The following is a 16,555-nucleotide window of genomic DNA, read 5'->3' as shown; positions in this document are numbered from 1 at the left end:
TCACCCTCGACGACCTCAACCTCGACCTCGGGCCGCTCGGGCACCTGCTCCCCCGCGAGCCCTCGTGACCCCGCGTACCCCTCCGCCGTCGTCTATCGGCGTGCGGCCTTCCGGCCCGCCCGCAGCCACTCCTTGTTCATGGCGGCGATCGACGGCAGCGGGATGCCCTTCGGGCAGGCCGTCGCGCACTCACCGGTCAGCGTGCAGCCGCCGAAGCCCTCCGCGTCCATCTGGGCCACCATGTCGAGGACCCGGGTCTCGCGCTCCGGCGCGCCCTGCGGGAGCACGTTCAGGTGGTTGATCTTGGCCGAGGTGAAGAGCATCGCCGAGCCGTTGGGGCAGGCCGCCACACACGCGCCGCAGCCGATGCACTCGGCGTGTTCGAAGGCGCGGTCGGCGTCCGCCTTGGGGACCGGCGTCGCATGGGCCTCGGGGGCCGCGCCGGTGGGGACGCTGATGTAGCCGCCGGCCTGGATGACCCGGTCGAACGCCGACCGGTCGACGACGAGGTCCTTGACCACCGGGAAGGCGGCGGCGCGCCACGGTTCGATGTCGATCGTGTCGCCGTCGCGGAAGGAGCGCATGTGGAGCTGGCAGGTGGTGGTGCGCTCGGGGCCGTGGGCGTCGCCGTTGATGACGAGGCTGCACGCGCCGCAGATGCCCTCGCGGCAGTCGTGGTCGAAGGCCACGGGGTCCTCGCCCCGCAGGGTGAGTTCCTCGTTGAGGGTGTCGAGCATTTCCAGGAACGACATGTCCGGGGAGATGCCGTCCACCTGGTAGGTGGACATGGCGCCTTCGGCGTCGGCGTTCTTCTGGCGCCAGACGCGCAGGGTGAGCTTCATGCGTAGCTCCGCTGGGTGGGGTGGACGTACTCGAAGACGAGGTCTTCCTTGTGCAGGACCGGGGCGTCGCCGGTGCCGCCGAACTCCCAGGCGGCGACGTACGAGAACTCCTCGTCGCGGCGGGCAGCCTCGCCGTCCGGCGTCTGGGACTCCTCGCGGAAGTGACCGCCGCAGGACTCGGCGCGGTGCAGGGCGTCGAGGCACATCAGCTCGGCGAGTTCCAGGTAGTCGACGACGCGGTTGGCCCGCTCCAGGGACTGGTTGAACTCCTCGCCGCTGCCGGGGACCTTGACGCGGCGCCAGAACTCCTCGCGGATCCGCGGGATGCGCTCGAGCGCCGTGCGCAGCCCCTCCTCCGATCGGGCCATGCCGCAGAACTCCCACATGAGTTCGCCCAGTTCGCGGTGGAAGGAGTCGGGCGTGCGGTCGCCGTCCACCGCGAGGAGGCGGTGCAGCCGGTCCTCCGTCTCGGCGAGCACCTCCCGTACCGCCGGGTGGTCGTCCTGAAGGGGTTCGCTCGACGGGTGGCGGGCGAGGTAGTCGTTGATCGTGGAGGGCAGGACGAAGTAGCCGTCGGCGAGGCCCTGCATCAGCGCGGAGGCGCCGAGGCGGTTGGCCCCGTGGTCGGAGAAGTTGGCCTCGCCGATGGCGAAGAGGCCGGGGACGGTGGTCTGGAGGTCGTAGTCGACCCAGAGTCCGCCCATCGTGTAGTGCACGGCGGGGTAGATCCGCATCGGCACCTCGTACGGGTTCTCGGCGGTGATCCGCTCGTACATGTCGAAGAGGTTGCCGTACTTCTCCTCGACCGCCCGGCGGCCCATCCGCCGGATGGCGTCGGCGAAGTCGAGGTAGACGCCCTGGCCGCCGGGGCCGACGCCGCGCCCCTCGTCGCACACGTTCTTGGCGGCGCGGGAGGCGATGTCGCGCGGCACGAGGTTGCCGAAGGAGGGGTAGATCCGCTCCAGGTAGTAGTCGCGCTCGTCCTCGGGGATGTCGGCGGCGGGGCGCGTGTCGCCCTTCGCCTTGGGGACCCAGATGCGTCCGTCGTTGCGCAGCGACTCGCTCATCAGCGTCAGCTTGGACTGGTGGTCGCCGGTTCGCGGGATGCAGGTGGGGTGGATCTGGGTGAAGCAGGGGTTGGCGAAGTGGGCCCCGCGCCGGTGTGCCCGCCAGACGGCGGTGGCGTTGGAGTTCATGGCGTTGGTCGACAGGTAGAAGACGTTGCCGTAGCCGCCGCTCGCCAGGACCACCGCGTCGGCGTAGTGGGTGGAGATCCGGCCGGTCACCAGATCGCGGGCGACGATGCCGCGGGCCCGTCCGTCGACGACGATCAGGTCCAGCATCTCGGTACGGGCGCGCAGCTCGACGTTGCCCGCCGCGATCTGGCGCGACAGCGCCTGGTAGGCGCCGAGGAGGAGCTGCTGGCCCGTCTGGCCGCGGGCGTAGAAGGTGCGGGAGACCTGGACGCCGCCGAAGGAGCGGGTGTCGAGGAGTCCGCCGTACTCGCGGGCGAAGGGGACGCCCTGGGCGACGCACTGGTCGATGATCTCCACGGAGATCTGGGCGAGGCGGTGGACGTTGGACTCGCGGGCCCGGAAGTCGCCGCCCTTGACCGTGTCGTAGAAGAGGCGGTGGACGGAGTCGCCGTCGTTGCGGTAGTTCTTGGCGGCGTTGATGCCGCCCTGCGCGGCGATGGAGTGGGCGCGGCGCGGGGAGTCCTGGTAGCAGAACTGGACGACGTGGTAGCCCTGTTCGGCGAGGGTGGCGCCGGCGGAGCCGCCGGCGAGGCCGGTGCCGACGACGATGACCGTGTGCTTGCGCCGGTTGGCGGGATTGACCAGCCTGGCCTGGAAGCGCCGGGTGTCCCACCGCTCGGCGACGGGCCCGGCGGGGGCCTTGTGGTCGACGGCGGGGGCGCCGGTCGTGTAGTCGAGGAAGCTCATGTCAGCTCACCACTCCGGTCATGACGGCGACGGGTACGGAGACGAAGCCCGCCGTGAGGGCGAGGGCGAGTCCGTTGGCAAGGGCCTTCAGGGCCCGGTCGCGGCGCGCGTTGCCCACCCCGAGGGTCTGGGCCGCGCTCCAGAAGCCGTGGCGGACGTGGAGGCCGACGGCGACCATGGCGACGATGTAGATGACGTTGCCGTACCAGGTGGAGAAGGTGTCCACGACGTTCTGGTACGGGTGGCCCTCCTGGAAGCCGCCGGGGTGCACGGTTCCGGTGGTCAGGTCGAGGATGTGCCACACGATGAAGAGGGCGAGGATGACGCCGCCCCAGCGCATGGTGCGGGTGGCGTAGGAGGAGCGCCTGCGCTTGTGGACGTAGGCGGTGGGGCGGGCCGCGATGTCGCGCCGGCTGAGCTGGTAGGCGGAGACGGCGTGGCCGACGACGGCGGCCAGGAGCACGATCCGCACGAGCCACAGGGCCCAGGAGTGGTGCAGGACGGGGGCGCCCATGGTGCGCAGCCAGTGGCCGTACGCGTTGAACTCCTCGGGCCCGAAGAAGACCTTCAGGTTGCCCGCGACGTGGGCGACGAGGTAGCCGAGCATGAGGAGGCCGCTGACGGCCATGACCGTCTTCTTGCCGATGGTCGACGCCCAGAAGCCGGACGGGCGCGCCGGGGACGGCGGGCGGCCGGTCCCCCGGTCCTTCGTCTTCGTTGCCAGAGCCATGGGAAAGACGCTAGGGCCGGACGGTCCGAGAGGTCCAAGACATGGTCCGGCTCATCTCGATAGGCTTTGGCTATGCAGTTCCAGCAGCTCCTCTATTTCGTGGCCGTGGCGGAGACCCGTCACTTCACGCACGCCGCGGAACGGGTCCACGTCTCCCAGCCCTCGCTTTCGCAGCAGATCAAGTCCCTGGAGCAGGAGCTCGGGGCGGAGCTGTTCAGCCGGGCGCGCGGGAACATCACCCTGACCGAGGCGGGTGAGGCGCTGCTGCCGTTGGCCCGGCGGATCCTCGCCGACGCGGACACGGCGCGGCACGAGGTGCAGGAGCTGGCACAGCTGAGGCGGGGCAGGCTGCGGCTCGGCGCGACGCCGAGCCTCTGCACGGGGATGCTGCCGGACGTCCTGCGGGCCTTCCACGATCTGCATCCGGGGATCCGGCTCTTCATCGAGGAGGGCGGTTCGCACGATCTCGTACGGCAGCTGGCGCGCGGCGCGCTCGACCTGGCGCTGGTGGTGCTGCCGCTGCCGACCCCGTCGCCGGCGCTGACGACGGTGGAGCTGCTGCGCGAGGACCTGGTGATGGTGTCCTCGGCCGCCCTGCCGGCTCCCGGCCGGCCGGTGCGGATCGCGGATCTGCGCGACCGGTCGCTGGTGATGTTCCGGCACGGCTACGACCTGCGGGAGCTGACGGTGGCGGCGTGCCGGGCGGAGGGCTTCGAGCCGTCGTTCACGGTGGAGGGCGGCGAGATGGACGCGGTGCTGGGATTCGTACGGGCGGGCCTGGGGGTCGCGGTGGTGCCGGCCATGGTCGCGGCGCGTGCCGGCCGCGACCTGCGGGTCACCCCGCTGGCCGGCCCGGGGCTGCGGCGCACGATCGCGCTGGCGCACCGCAGCGACGTGGCCCCGCCGCGGGCGGCCCGGGAGCTGCAGAGACTCCTCCTGCGCTCCCGGTGACCGCCGCCGGGCCCGCCCCGTCACGCTGTCCGGCCCGGGCTACACCGCGTCCGCGAGGAGCAGGGAGTGGATGCGGTCGGGGGCGCCGGGGCGGGCGTAGTACCAGCCCTGGGCGGTGTCGCAGCCGAGCTCGCGCAGCTGCTGGGCCTGGGCGCCGGTCTCCACGCCCTCCACCGTCACCGCCAGCTCCAGGCTGTGGGCCAGCGAGACGATGCCCTCCACGATCTTGAGGTCGACGGGGTCCGCCGGGTGCTGCTGCATGCCCCGGGTGAAGGAGCGGTCGAGCTTGAGGACGCTCACGGGGAGGCGTCGCAGGTTGGCCAGGTTGGAGTAGCCCGTGCCGAAGTCGTCGAGCGCGATGTCCACGCCCATCTCGGCCAGCTGGCGCAGCGGCTTGAGCAGGTCGTCGTCCGCGCCGATGAGCGCCGACTCGGTGACCTCCAGGCACAGCGCCCCCGGCTCCAGCCCCGAGCGCTCCAGGACGTCGACGGTGTCGGCGACCAGGCGCGGATGGTGCAGCTGGGTCGGCGAGAGGTTGACGTTGATGCGCAGCGGGCCGCCGTCGGAGTGCCGGGTCTGCCAGAACCGGGCCTGGCGCACCGCCTCCTGGAGCACCCAGCGGCCCAGCGGCACGATCAGGCCGGTGTTCTCGGCGAGCGGGATGAAGCGGTCGGGACCGAGCACGCCGTGCTGCGGGTGGCACCACCGTACGAGCGCCTCGGCGCCGTGCACGCTGCCGTCGCCGAGGTGCACGAGCGGCTGGTACTCGATGAAGAACTCGCCGCGTTCCAGAGCGGCCGGCAGGGCGGTGGTGAGTCCGTGCCGGGTGATGGCCCGGGCGTCGGCCTCGGCGTCGGCGAGCTCGAAGCGGTTGCCTCCGGCCGACTTGGCGCGGTACATGGTGATGTCGGCGCTGCGCAGCACCTCGGCCGGGGTCCGCTCGCCGGCCGGCCCCTCGACGACGCCGACGCTGCCGCGGACGGTCAGTTCGCGGCCGTCGATCCGGACGGGGGTGGCGAGCGTGGTGAGGATGCGGTTCGCCAGCTCGACGACCTGCGCTTCGGTGTCGGGGCCTGTGGTGAGGGCGACGAACTCGTCGCCGCCGAGCCGGGCCACCATCTCGCCGGGTGCGGTCGCGCAGCTCTGCAGCCGGTCGGCGACCTCGACGAGCAGCCGGTCGCCGGCCGCGTGGCCGAGACTGTCGTTGATGGCCTTGAAGCCGTCGAGGTCGAGGTAGCAGAGGCCGAAGCGGGCACCCTCGGATGGCGTGAGGGCCTTCTCCAGGCGTTCGAAGAACAGGGTCCGGTTGGGCAGTCCGGTCAGCGCGTCATGGGTGGCCTCGTAGCGCAGCCGCAGGTTGAGCAGGCGCCGCTCGGTGGTGTCCTCCATCAGCGCCAGCTGGTACTGGGGGAAGCCCTCGGCGTCCCGTAGCAGCGAGACGGTGAGGTTGGTCCACAGGACGGTGCCGTCGCCGCGGTAGTACGGCTTCTCGACCCGGTAGTGCTCGCGTTCGCCGCGCACCAGCTCGCCGTAGAGCTTCCAGACGTGCGGGGCGTCCTCGGGGTGCACCCAGTCCTGGACGTTGCGGCCGCGGACGTGGTGCTCCAGACCGCCGAACATCCGGGTCAGGGTCTCGTTGATCTCCAGGATGTTGCCGTCGAGGTCCGCGATGCCGATGCCGATGGCGGCTCCCTCGAAGACCGCGCGGAAGCGGGTCTCGGTGGCGTGAAGGGCGACTTCGGCGGCGCTGCGGGCGGCGAGCGCGGAGCGGGCGATCGACTCCTGCTCGGTGAGGGTCCGCTGGCGCAGGGCCTGGGCGAAGCCGGCCGCCATGGCGTGCTGGAGCCGTGCGCACCGGGCCCGCAGCTCCTCGGCGGGGTGCTCCCCGTCGTTGCCGCAGTACAGCACGAGGTAGGAGTCGACGACGCCGAGGGTACGGCTGAGGGCGTCGGGGTCCGTGCAGTGGGCCGCCACGAGCGCGGCGCCGGCGCGGTGCGCCGGGGTCGTGTCGAAGGGCCGGTCGTGCAGTGCGGCGCGCAGGGCGTGCGCGAGCGGCAGCAGGTGCCGCTCGAACTCGGCGCGGGTCAGCGAGGTGGCGGTGACCGGGAAGATGGCCCGGCTCCAGATCGTCGCGAACCGCCGGAGTCTGTCCTCGGCGTCGTCCGGTTCCGCCCCCGAACCGGACGGCTGAGACGGCAGCTTCACGCCTTGCGCCCCACCCCTGCGAAGCCCGAGAAGGCGAAGGGATCCTCCTCGTCGACCTCCCCGTCGGGCCGCCAGTTCGGCATGGACACCAGCCCGGGGTCGAGGAGTTCGCAGCCCGCGAAGAAGCGGGAGATCTCGGCGTGCGAGCGCATCACCAGGGGGTTGCGGATGGTGCGGTAGACCTCGACGGTGCCGCCGGCCTGCTCCTCCGTCAGCGGGATGCCCTCGTAGGAGGCGTGGGTCAGTATCACGAGGCTGCCGGGGGCCAGCGCGCCGAGGAGTTCGGCGACGGCCTCGCCCGGCTCGTCCTCGTCCTCCAGGAAGTGCAGGACGGCGACGAGCAGCAGTGCCACCGGCTTGTCCAGGTCGAGGAGCCGGCCCACCTCGGGGCTGTGCAGGATCTCGCGCGGCTTGCGCAGGTCGGCGGAGACGACGGCCGCGCCGTCGTTGCCCTCCAGCACGGCGCGGCTGTGAGCGACGGCGACCGGGTCGTGGTCGACGTACACCACGCGCGCCGCGGGGTCCGCGGCCTGGGCGATCTCGTGGACGTTGCCGAACGTCGGTATGCCGGAGCCTATGTCGAGGAACTGGGTGACGCCGCTGTCGACCGCCAACCGCACGGCGCGACGCATGAAGGCACGGTTCGCCTGCATGATCTTGGGCAGCCCCGGCATGAACTCCATGGCCTTGCGGGCCGCTTCCCGGTCCACTTCGAAATTGTGCGAGCCGCCCAGATAGAAGTCGTACATACGGGACACGCTCGGCACCGAGATATCGATACCCGGCGGGGCCCAGGCGGGACGCTCCATCAATGTCTCCAACAAGTCGCCACGGGGATGCGGCCATGTGTTCGCGGCCGGTGTTCGAGCCGAGGCTACTGATCGCCCGCCGAGAGAGCGAGTGGAAACGGAAATTCGCGATCCGTTCTTGGTCACACGCCATTGGCACGTGCGCGCACAACGAAGAGTTCACGCCTTCAGACCGTGCACATTCACGTGCATACGGACGTGCGTCGAGCCCGCCGTCACAGGAGGTGTGACGGCGGGCCGACCGGTCGCAGCGCGGCGCGGGGGACTACTTGGGCGCTCCGACCAGCTTTCCCTCGGGGGAGACGGCGTACCAGGTGCCGCCCACACCTTGGCCGTTGGTGTCTCCGGGCTCCTCGTCGCCGGCGAAGGTGTACAGCGGCCAGCAGTCGATGGTCTGCTGCTTGATCCCGTCGGGCCGATTGAAGGTCACGAAGCCCTTGAGCGTGATGCCCTTGGTCGCGTTCTTGTCCGCAGGGGCGACAACCGGCCACTTCTCCAGGCACGGTCCGACACAGGCCGTCTTCATCGGCCAGGCGGAATCCTTCTTGAAGCGGTAAACCGTCATTCCACGCGAATCCACCACAATGTCACCGAGCTTGGGATCTTCGCGGATCGCGAGCCCTCCGGGCACCGTACCGGAATCTTCGCTTCCACCCTCGTCCTCGGCATTCTCGGCCGGTGCGGCTTTCTTTCCGTCGGGTGCGGCGGCGAACCAGGTGCCGCCGACGCCCTGACCGTTGACGTCACCGGGCCGGGCGTCCTTGGCGTACCGGTACATCGGCCAGCCGTCGACGGTGAGCTGCTTCGTGCCGTCGGCGCGGGTCACCTCGCCGAGCAGCGAGGGGTCGACGCCGGCCGGTGGCTTGGCGCCGGTGGCGCTCACCACGGGCCACGCCGTGACGCAGTCGCCCTCACAGGTGGCGCGGGGCGGGTTGGCGGAGTCCTTGTCGAAGCGGTAGAGCGTGAAGCCCTTGCTGTCGGTGAGCACCTTGCCGAGCTGCTTGGTGTCCGCCGCGACGAGCTGACCGGCGGGCGACGCCGCCGCCGCCGAGCCCTCAGCACCGGAGCCGTAACCCCCGGAGGCGTACCCACCGGGGTCGTACCCGCTGTCCGCGGAGGCCCCGGCCGGGTTCGCGGCACCGGCGGGGGCACCCCCGAGCGACTGGCCACCCTTTTCCTGGCCACACCCCGTCGTCAGCGCGAGAACGGCCGCCGCGGTCAGCGCGAGTGCCGCGTTCCCCCAGGTCTTCATGTCAACTCCTCTTGCTTCATGGCTTGTTGGAGCGGCGTCGGGATCCGTCCACGGCATGGAGTACGGGCCCGGCCGTCGGTCTGCTCAAAGCCCGGCGAAGAAATTCCGCGGAGACGTCAAACCCGCACCCCCCAAGAACCGCTCCATCCGGGGAATCAGGGGCGTTCCGCACCCGCGGGAGGGGTCGACGTGATGATGCTCTTCGGCGTGTCTGTGTACGGATCGCTCCTCACGCGGCCCCTGGGGGCCGCCGCGCTGGTGTGGCTGCTCGTCACTCCGGTGCCGGCCGCCGCCGACGCCTGCGCCTCCGCCGTGACCTGGCCCGGAGGCTCGCACGCGGTCGCGGTGGCCGGGCCGGGCGACTGCCCGCCCACCCCGACCCCTCCGCCGCCCACCCCCACCCCGACGCCCACACCCACGCCGACGCCCACACCCACGCCGACTCCCACGCCTCCGCCGGAACCCACGCCACCACCGCCGCCTCCGCCTCCCCCGCCGAAGCCGAGGCCGACGCCCACACCCGCGCCGCCGCCTCCCGTCCGCGCGGATCCACCGCCCCCGCCGCGGCCGGCCCCGCCGCCACCGCCCGCCCCGGCGCCCGAACCCCCACCCCCTCCCCCGCCGTCACCCACGCCCACACTCCGCCCGCGGCCGCCGGCTCCGGCCCCCGTGGCCCTGCCGAGCTACCGCCCCGCCCAGCGACACCAACCCGAGGGCGGCCCTTCCCTCGTGTCGATGACCCTGCTCGTCACCGCCCCCGCGGTGCTCGCGACCGCGGCGCTCCGCTCCCGCTCCCGCTGAGCCCGTCGAGGAATCCGCTGAGCCCGTCGAAGGAAGACCACCATGTCCGAATGGCTCGTCCTCACCATCGCGATGGCCGCCGCGTGCGCCGTCGTCCTCACCATCGTCGTCATCAACAACCGCCGGCTCCCCGACGACGACGACCCCAACGAGACCCCCGACGTCATCGAGTACATGACGATGATGATCGGCGTGGTCTACGCGATCGTGCTCGGCCTCGCCATCGCCGGTGTCTGGGAGGCCCGCAGCGCCGCCCAGGACTCCGTGCGCCAGGAGGCCCAGGCCCTGCACGAGATCTCGGAGCGGGTCGAGGTCTACCCCGCCGACGTGCGTCAGCGGATCCGCTCCGACGTCGAGGCGTACGTCGCCCATGTCGTCGGCGAGGAGTGGCGCCACATGTCCGAGCACGGGGAGCTCAGCGACAAGGGCACCGAACTGCTCGGACAGATCCGTCGCGGCGTGACGGACTACCGGCCCGCGAACGACCACGAGGGGCAGGCGTACCAGCCGCTGGTGGACCAGGTGGCGGCGGTGGACGACGCCCGGGGCGCCCGGGGCCAGAGCGCGGGGGAGACCATGCCCGGAGTGGTGTGGTTCGGCCTGATCATCGGCGCGCTGGTGACGGTCGGCCTGATCTTCACCCTGCAGATCCGGCGCACCGGCCGGGAACTGCTGCTCGCGGGTCTGTTCAGCGCCCTCATCGCGTTCCTGCTCTTCCTGATCTGGGACTTCGACGCACCGTTCGGACGCGGCATCTCGGCCACCGCGACACCGTTCACCGACCTCTTCCCGCAGCTCACGGAGTGACCGCGGGGTCCACCGGCAAGATCGGCAGAACGCCCCCCTAGGCCGAACGGTGGACATCGGTGCCCCATTCGCCCGCCTGGGATCGCGGCTGTGATAGTGCGCTTCTAACGTTTCGGGCATCGAGGTGCATTTCATGCCCTTTCGCGGAAACCCTTCCGCGGCTGCGCCTCACGGACCCGGAGGACACCCATGCGCGCGATACGTGCCGCGTCCACTGCCCTTCTGGGGGCGGCCGCCCTCGCCTTGGCCGCTCCCCTCGCCTCGGCTGCGGACGGCGCCCCCGCACCCGCCCCCAAGGCGCCCCGAGCCAAGGCTCCGGGCGACTTCGTCGTCTCTCCCTCGCTGGTGGCCCCCGGTGGCCGGGTGACGCTCAGCGCGCCGGGCTGCCGCAGCACCGCGACCGCCTCGGCCGGCATCTTCGACACCGCGACCATCGCCCCGGGATCCACGGCCACCGCCGTGGTGGACCAGGACGCCAAGCGGGGTGCGGTCTACACGGTCTCGTTCAACTGCACCGGGGGCGTCCAGGAGACCGTCACCCTGACCATCAGCGGCACCACGGCGACCCCGACGGCCAACTCGACCGTGCTCACACCGCCTCGCGGCGTGCAGGGCGGACTGGGCGGCTCGGTCGGCGGGATCGACACGATCACCCTGGCGGCGGGCGCCGGCCTGGTCGTCGCCGCCACCACCGGCCTGGTGGTCGTCGTACGGCGCCGCCGGGCCGATCTCGACCGGGCCCGGCGTCACTGACGGCGGGGACGGTGTCTCCCACCGGCGCCCGCCACCACCCGCACCCGGCACCACGGAAACGGAACCGACCACGGAGACCGAACCGACCGCACCACCGCAGACGTCCGTCGCCCCCGAGTCCTGTCCGACCAGGATTCGGGGGCGACGGGCGTGGCGGGCGCCGGGAGGTCCGGCCGGTCAGACGGCGGCGCCGGTACGGCGGCGGCGGGCGATGAAGAGACCGCCGCCGAGCGCGGCCGCGGCGACGAGCGAACCGCCGAGAGCCATCTCCGTGGAGCTCGGCGCCAGCGAACCGCCGATGCCGCCCTGGGCGCCCTGCCCGGCCAGCACGCGGAACTGCTGCGTGAACACCCGGTTGTTGTTGTTGCAGCGGACGGTCAGGGTCTGCTGACCGAGCGGGGCGTTGTTGTGGATGCGGGCGACGGCGCTGGAGACCCCGTCGTGGTTCGCCGAGAGGGTGGTCGTCGGGAAGGCGGCGGACGTGACGGTGCCGCCGCCGGAGCAGCCGCGGACGGTGATCGTGAGGGTCGACCCCTGATGGACCGCGAAGGGGGTCACGGTGACGTTGCTCGAGCCGTCCCCTCCCCGCTGGACCACGGAGGAGCCGAGGGTGACGCTGCCGGGACCGTTCGTGGCGGCGGCGAGGGGGGCCGCGAGCCCGGCCGCCGCGATCGCGGTGGCGGCCACCGCCAGAGTGCGTGCAGCACGCATGGTTGAACCTCCAGTGGAAGACGCCCCAAAGCGGTGCCCCGGGAAATTCGACGAGTACGCCTTCCATGACGAACCATCACCACTACGGACAATCAACGCATCTCGGCACTGGTCCACCCCGGTGAGGCGACACGCCGGGAAAAGGGCCGGTGAACCTGACGGAGCCGCAGGTCACAGACCGTCAGGACGCTTATCTGATGATTACTCGTATGGGTCATCGTTCTCGTCACCCGGCCCGCCCTGAGGTACCACTGAGCTCCGGCGCCTGCCGGACGGCCGCTCGCCCGGCCGGGAGGCGCCCGCCACCCGTTCGCCTTTCCCTGATCGCCGGTCCGGCCCGCCCCCCTTACCGTTTCGACGATGCCTGGAAGGGAGATCCATGAGCCCCAAGGACTTCAGCGTCTTTGAGCGCAGAAGACGCCAACCGTGGGGCGTCCTGACGCTCGTCATGCTGTCCGGACTGGCGATGATGCGCAACGGAGTCGACGCCGAGCTCGGCCCTCCGCAGCCCGCCGCCGCCGCGGCTCCCGACACCCGGATCGGGGCTCCGCCCGCCCCCGGCCTGGAGCCGCTGCCGTTCGCCCCCGCCTCCCGGGTGAAGATCCCGTCCATCAGGGTCGCGGCCCCCGTCATGGACGTGGGCCTGGACGCGAACGGCTGGATCGCGGCGCCGCCCCCGGAGGACCCCAACCTGGCCGGCTGGTACCAGAACGGCATCGCGCCCGGGCAGCGCGGCACGTCCATCATCGTCGGCCACGTCGACAACCAGGCCGGTCCTGCGGTCTTCTACGGCCTCGGCTCGCTGGAGAAGGGTCAGCACGTCGAGGTGGAGCGGTTCGACGGCCGGGTCGCGGTCTTCGAGGTCTACGGCGTCGAGGTGTACGCCAAGGACAACTTCCCCGGCGTGCAGGTCTACGCCGACACCGGAGAGCCCGAGCTGCGGGTCATCACCTGCGGCGGCGGCTACTCCCGGGCCCAGGGCTACTCCGGAAACGTCGTGGTCTACGCCCGCATGGTCGGCTCGCGCTGAGAGGCGCGCGGAGAGGCCCCCGGCGTCGCGCCGGGGGCCTCTTCGCACGCGGTCAGCGGCGGGGCACGGTGATGCTGTAGCCGGCGTCGAGGAGCTCCGGCAGATAGCGCTTCAGCGCGGTCACGCTCTGGGAGCGGTTGCCGCCCGCGTCGTGCGAGAGGACCACGACGCCGGGCGCCGCCCCGTCGAGGACCCGGCGCACGATGCGGTCCGTGCCCGGTTCCTTCCAGTCGAGGGTGTCCACGGTCCAGGCGAGCGGCTCCATGCCCAGTTCGGCGCCGATCTCGAACGAATGCCGGTTCCAGGCCCCGAAGGGAGCGCGGTACCACAGGGGCGCGGTTCCCAGGGTCCGCTCGACGACGTCGCTGGTGGAGCCGAGCTCGTCCCGGATGCGGGAAGGGGGCAGCTTGGGGATGAGGGGATGGGACCAGGAGTGGTTGCCCACCACATGGCCGTCCGCGGCCATCTCCCGCAGCAGGTCGGGGTTGTCGGCGGCCATCTCCCCGCAGACGAAGAACATCGCCCGGCAGCCGTAGCGCCGCAGGGTGGCGAGGATCTCCGGGGTGTAGCGGGGGTCGGGCCCGTCGTCGAAGGTCAGCACCATCGACCGGCCGACTCCGGACATCTTCAGGAACGGCCGCTGCCGGACCGGGGGAAGCGCCCTGCGCAGGCTCGGGGGCGCGTAGGCGGTCATCGGCTGGAGCCGGTACGAGGAGGGCTTCGCCCGGCCGCTCGCCGGTCCGCCGGCACCGAGGGCGCCGGCGGACCCGGGCGCCGGGCCCCCGGGCCGTACGGGCGTGGCGGCGCGTTCCGACGCGAAGACGCCGACCGTGGCGGTGGCCCCCAGTGCGGCGGCGATGCGCAGCACCGCACGGCGCCCTTTGGGGATCTGATCCTTTTTCATGACTAATAACTCGCATGGCCGATGGCCGGCGCGCCTCCTCCACACCGGCCGCCCGGCCGAAAACACCCGATGAGCCGATAGCCGGCACAGCCCAGGGACGGGACCGTACCGGCGCGCACCGCAAGGCCCGGTCCCCCGACCGGCGGGGTCCGGCCAGGACCGGCGGACGCGGCCCGGCAGGGTGCCGTCCGGCGGCGCGCGGCGCTACTCCCCCATCACCAGCCCGTCGTTTCCCGCGCCACGGCCGAGGACGACCTCGCGGATGGTGTCGCGCACGGCGGTCCGGCCGCCGCCAGCCTCGGGCCCGGCGTTGAGGTTGACCACCCGGCCCCGGGAGGTGTCGAACCACTGGGGGATGAACTCCGCCTTGGTGACCTCCCAGCGCGCGCCCGGTGCGGCGGGCGGGGAGAAGGTGAACCGGCCGAGGGTGCCCTGATTGCCCCGGGGGTCGAAGGACCCCTGGTAATTGATCATGTCGCCGGCGATCTGGTCGCCCATGCCGTAGACGATCCAGGTGCCGTTGACCTTCTCGTACGCCTGCGGCACGTGCGCGTGCGTGCCGACGATGAGGTCGATGTCGGGGCGGCCCCCCGACTGCGAGGCGGTGAGGGAGCTGCCGAGGGTCAGCTGCGTGTCGTCCGGGGCGGTCTGCCACTCGGTACCCCAGTGGAGACTGACGACGACGACGTCGGCGCCGGCCTTCCGGGCCGCCCTGGCGTCCGCGATGATCTTCTGTTCGTCGATCAGGTTGACGGCCCAGGGCTGTCCCGCGGGCAGCGGGTATCCGTTGGTCCCGTAGGTGTAGGCGAGTTGGGCGACGGTCGCGCCGCCGGCCTTCAGGAGCGTGGGGCGCGCGGCCTCGTCGGCGGAGCGGGCGGAACCGGCGTGCCGGACACCCGCCCGGTCGAGCGCGTCGAGCGTGCGGCCGAGTCCGGCGACGCCGTCGTCCAGGGTGTGGTTCGAGGCGGTGGAGCAGGAGTCGTACCCGGTGTCCTTGAGGGCGGCGGCGATCTCGGGCGGCGACTTGAAGGCGGGGTAGCCGGTGTAGGGGCCGCCCTCCTCGCCGTACACCGTCTCCATGTGGCAGATGGCCAGGTCGGCCCGGGAGACGACCGGCTTGACGCCGGACAGCATCGGCCGGAAGTCGTAGCCCTGGCCGTTCGCGTCGACGCCGGCCTGCCGGATGACCGAGGAGTGGGGCAGGACGTCCCCGGAGGCGACGAGGGTGAAGCCGGTACGGGCCGAGGCTCCGCCGGCCCCGGCCGAGGGGTCCGCCGACGCGACCGGCGGGGGTGCGCCGGGAGGCGCGGAGTCCTGCCCGGCGGGCGGCGCTCCGGTGGTGGGGGCCGCGCCGGCACAGCCGGTCGCCGCGGTGAGCAGGAGGGCGGCGAGGGCCACCGCCCGTCGTCTCGTGCGCTGGGTCATGTGCCGGACTCCGCCGTTCATCGGACGAACATCTGTCCTGATGAATTCACAGCGGATATAAGCCACAGTCAAGGGACAAAGCCGCGAAGCTTTCCAAACCCCGCTGAAACGGACGCAGCGCTTCCGTGTGACCGTTCACCGCACCATTCGCCGCTCGGTGCGACCGCTCGTCGCACGGACGTGTGCGTTCCCTGTCCCCTGCCGCCCGCATACGTTCGTATACGCCCGTGGGATGACGAGCCGGCGGGAGAGGTGTGCAGCATGACAACGGCGACGACCGACGAGCGTGCCCTGGCGGAGCTCCAGCGGGATCACGGCCAGGCTCTCCTCGGCTTCCTGCTCCAGCTGACCTACGGCGATCAGCAGCGGGCCGAGGACCTGGTGCAGGAGACCCTCGTGCGGGCCTGGCTCCACCCTGAGGCGTTCGACAGCCCCTACGAGTCGATGCGTCCGTGGCTGTTCACCGTGGCCCGGCGCCTCGCCATCGACGCCCGGCGCTCCCGGCTCGCCAGGCCCGCCGAGATCGGCGACGGGATGCTCGCCGCCACGCCCGACCCGGCGGACGTCACCGAGTCGGCGGTCGCGGCGCTCGACGTGCGGGCGGCCGTCCGGGGCCTGAGCCCGGAACACCGGGCCGTGCTCGTCCGGCTCTACTTCCACGGCCTGACCGTCAACGAGGCCGCGGCCGACCTCGGCATCCCCGCCGGCACGGTGAAGTCCCGCTCGCACTACGCGCTGCGCCAGCTCGGGCGGTGCCTGCCCGGGTACCGCCCCCGGCGCGGGGGCGTTGCCCGGCCGAGGGCCGCGGCCCCACAATGACCGGGTGACGCTGACTCTCGCCGCCGCCGAAAAGGTACTCGCCGACAACTTCGCCCCGTGGGTGCTGGACCTGGGCCTCTCGGTGGTCTCGCTCGACGTCCAGGAGGCGGTCCTGCGCCTCCCCTGGTCGGACCGGCTGGCCCGCGAGGGCGGCGGCCTGTCCGGGCAGGCGCTGATGGCGGCCGCCGACACGGCGACGGTGATCGCGGTCTCGGCCGCCCGCGGCGGCTTCGTGCCGATGACGACCGTCCAGCAGTCGATCAGCTTCCAGCGCGCCGTCCTGGGGGCGGACGTCCTGGTGCGGGCGCGCCTCACCAAGGCCGGCAAGCGGATGGCCTTCGCCGACATCGCGATGACGGCCGAGGGGACGAACGAGACCGCCGCGCACGCGACGGCCGTGTACGCCCTGCTCGGCTGAACCGCCCCGCCCCGCCCCGCCGGGCGGACGGCCCCGCACGGTCCTCGCCGCCGCGCCCTGCCCGTCCCACCCCTCACGGGCGTCCGGCCCGGCCCCGTCTCTCCCACCAGCACCGATGCGGCGGGAGAACGTATCCGAAACCACACCGGCGAGTT

The 16,555-nt window shown here is 72.1% G+C and carries 15 protein-coding genes; 6 read left to right on the top strand and 9 right to left on the bottom strand.

Features of this window, described 5'->3' with window-relative positions; all coding sequences use genetic code 11:
• Positions 1–92: 92 nt before the first annotated feature.
• From ACZ68P_RS33605 to ACZ68P_RS33595, 3 genes are read right to left on the bottom strand one after another with little or no spacing between them, the layout of a single operon-like run.
• Positions 93–842, bottom strand: coding sequence for a succinate dehydrogenase/fumarate reductase iron-sulfur subunit (locus tag ACZ68P_RS33605; RefSeq protein ID WP_471012879.1), 750 nt, complete (start codon positions 840–842; stop codon positions 93–95).
• Positions 839–2,785 (bottom strand): fumarate reductase/succinate dehydrogenase flavoprotein subunit, encoded by a 1,947-nt coding sequence (locus tag ACZ68P_RS33600; protein WP_471012877.1) that lies wholly within the window; start codon positions 2,783–2,785, stop codon positions 839–841. Before ACZ68P_RS33600 ends, ACZ68P_RS33605 begins: the two co-directional genes overlap by 4 nt.
• Before the next feature lies 1 nt (position 2,786).
• Positions 2,787–3,515, bottom strand: coding sequence for a succinate dehydrogenase (locus ACZ68P_RS33595; RefSeq protein ID WP_471012875.1), 729 nt, complete (start codon positions 3,513–3,515; stop codon positions 2,787–2,789).
• A 72-nt stretch (positions 3,516–3,587) separates the two neighbouring features.
• On the opposite strand from ACZ68P_RS33595, the gene ACZ68P_RS33590 reads away from it, so the two are divergent.
• Positions 3,588–4,466 (top strand): LysR family transcriptional regulator, encoded by an 879-nt coding sequence (locus ACZ68P_RS33590; protein ID WP_471012873.1) that lies wholly within the window; start codon positions 3,588–3,590, stop codon positions 4,464–4,466.
• Positions 4,467–4,505: 39 nt separating this feature from the next.
• On the opposite strand, the gene ACZ68P_RS33585 is transcribed toward ACZ68P_RS33590, so the two are convergent.
• The 3 genes from ACZ68P_RS33585 to ACZ68P_RS33575 all read right to left on the bottom strand — a co-directional run bounded on the left by ACZ68P_RS33585 (position 4,506) and on the right by ACZ68P_RS33575 (position 8,732).
• A complete protein-coding gene (locus ACZ68P_RS33585; protein WP_471012871.1) occupies positions 4,506–6,671 on the bottom strand; it encodes a putative bifunctional diguanylate cyclase/phosphodiesterase in 2,166 nt (721 codons plus the stop codon).
• Positions 6,668–7,480, bottom strand: a complete 813-nt coding sequence (locus ACZ68P_RS33580) for an SAM-dependent methyltransferase (RefSeq protein ID WP_471012869.1) — start codon at positions 7,478–7,480, stop codon at positions 6,668–6,670. Before ACZ68P_RS33580 ends, ACZ68P_RS33585 begins: the two co-directional genes overlap by 4 nt.
• 265 nt (positions 7,481–7,745) lie before the next feature.
• Complete coding sequence (locus ACZ68P_RS33575; RefSeq protein ID WP_471012867.1) at positions 7,746–8,732, bottom strand: SCO0930 family lipoprotein; 987 nt, start codon at positions 8,730–8,732, stop codon at positions 7,746–7,748.
• Between the two features lie 843 nt (positions 8,733–9,575).
• Between ACZ68P_RS33575 and ACZ68P_RS33570 the strand changes: the two genes are divergently transcribed.
• Both ACZ68P_RS33570 and ACZ68P_RS33565 read left to right on the top strand, forming a co-directional pair.
• Positions 9,576–10,340 (top strand): bestrophin-like domain, encoded by a 765-nt coding sequence (locus ACZ68P_RS33570; RefSeq protein WP_471012865.1) that lies wholly within the window; start codon positions 9,576–9,578, stop codon positions 10,338–10,340.
• A gap of 189 nt (positions 10,341–10,529) precedes the next feature.
• Positions 10,530–11,093, top strand: a complete 564-nt coding sequence (locus tag ACZ68P_RS33565) for a hypothetical protein (RefSeq protein WP_471012863.1) — start codon at positions 10,530–10,532, stop codon at positions 11,091–11,093.
• 177 nt (positions 11,094–11,270) lie between these two features.
• On the opposite strand, the gene ACZ68P_RS33560 is transcribed toward ACZ68P_RS33565, so the two are convergent.
• Complete coding sequence (locus ACZ68P_RS33560; protein ID WP_471012861.1) at positions 11,271–11,804, bottom strand: hypothetical protein; 534 nt, start codon at positions 11,802–11,804, stop codon at positions 11,271–11,273.
• A gap of 379 nt (positions 11,805–12,183) precedes the next feature.
• Here ACZ68P_RS33560 and ACZ68P_RS33555 point away from each other — a divergent pair, with 379 nt between their 5' ends.
• On the top strand, positions 12,184–12,834 hold the full coding sequence (locus tag ACZ68P_RS33555) for a class F sortase (RefSeq protein WP_471012859.1): 651 nt from the start codon (positions 12,184–12,186) through the stop codon (positions 12,832–12,834).
• A gap of 52 nt (positions 12,835–12,886) precedes the next feature.
• Here ACZ68P_RS33555 and ACZ68P_RS33550 read toward each other — a convergent pair whose 3' ends face one another.
• Together ACZ68P_RS33550 and ACZ68P_RS33545 are read right to left on the bottom strand one after the other, a co-directional pair.
• The gene (locus ACZ68P_RS33550) at positions 12,887–13,738 is read right to left on the bottom strand and encodes a polysaccharide deacetylase family protein (protein WP_471012857.1); all 852 of its coding nucleotides are present in this window, start codon (positions 13,736–13,738) and stop codon (positions 12,887–12,889) included.
• Between the two features lie 204 nt (positions 13,739–13,942).
• Positions 13,943–15,163 (bottom strand): CapA family protein, encoded by a 1,221-nt coding sequence (locus ACZ68P_RS33545; RefSeq protein ID WP_471012855.1) that lies wholly within the window; start codon positions 15,161–15,163, stop codon positions 13,943–13,945.
• 261 nt (positions 15,164–15,424) lie between these two features.
• On the opposite strand from ACZ68P_RS33545, the gene ACZ68P_RS33540 reads away from it, so the two are divergent.
• Both ACZ68P_RS33540 and ACZ68P_RS33535 read left to right on the top strand, forming a co-directional pair.
• Complete coding sequence (locus ACZ68P_RS33540; RefSeq protein ID WP_471012853.1) at positions 15,425–15,982, top strand: sigma-70 family RNA polymerase sigma factor; 558 nt, start codon at positions 15,425–15,427, stop codon at positions 15,980–15,982.
• Positions 15,983–15,986: 4 nt separating this feature from the next.
• Positions 15,987–16,400: a PaaI family thioesterase gene (locus tag ACZ68P_RS33535; protein ID WP_471012851.1), complete on the top strand. Its 414-nt coding sequence runs from the start codon at positions 15,987–15,989 to the stop codon at positions 16,398–16,400.
• The last annotated feature ends 155 nt before the right edge of the window (positions 16,401–16,555 follow it).

The organism is Streptomyces sp. NPDC036822 (assembly GCF_055609145.1).
This window is presented reverse-complemented; position numbering and strand designations above follow the sequence as displayed.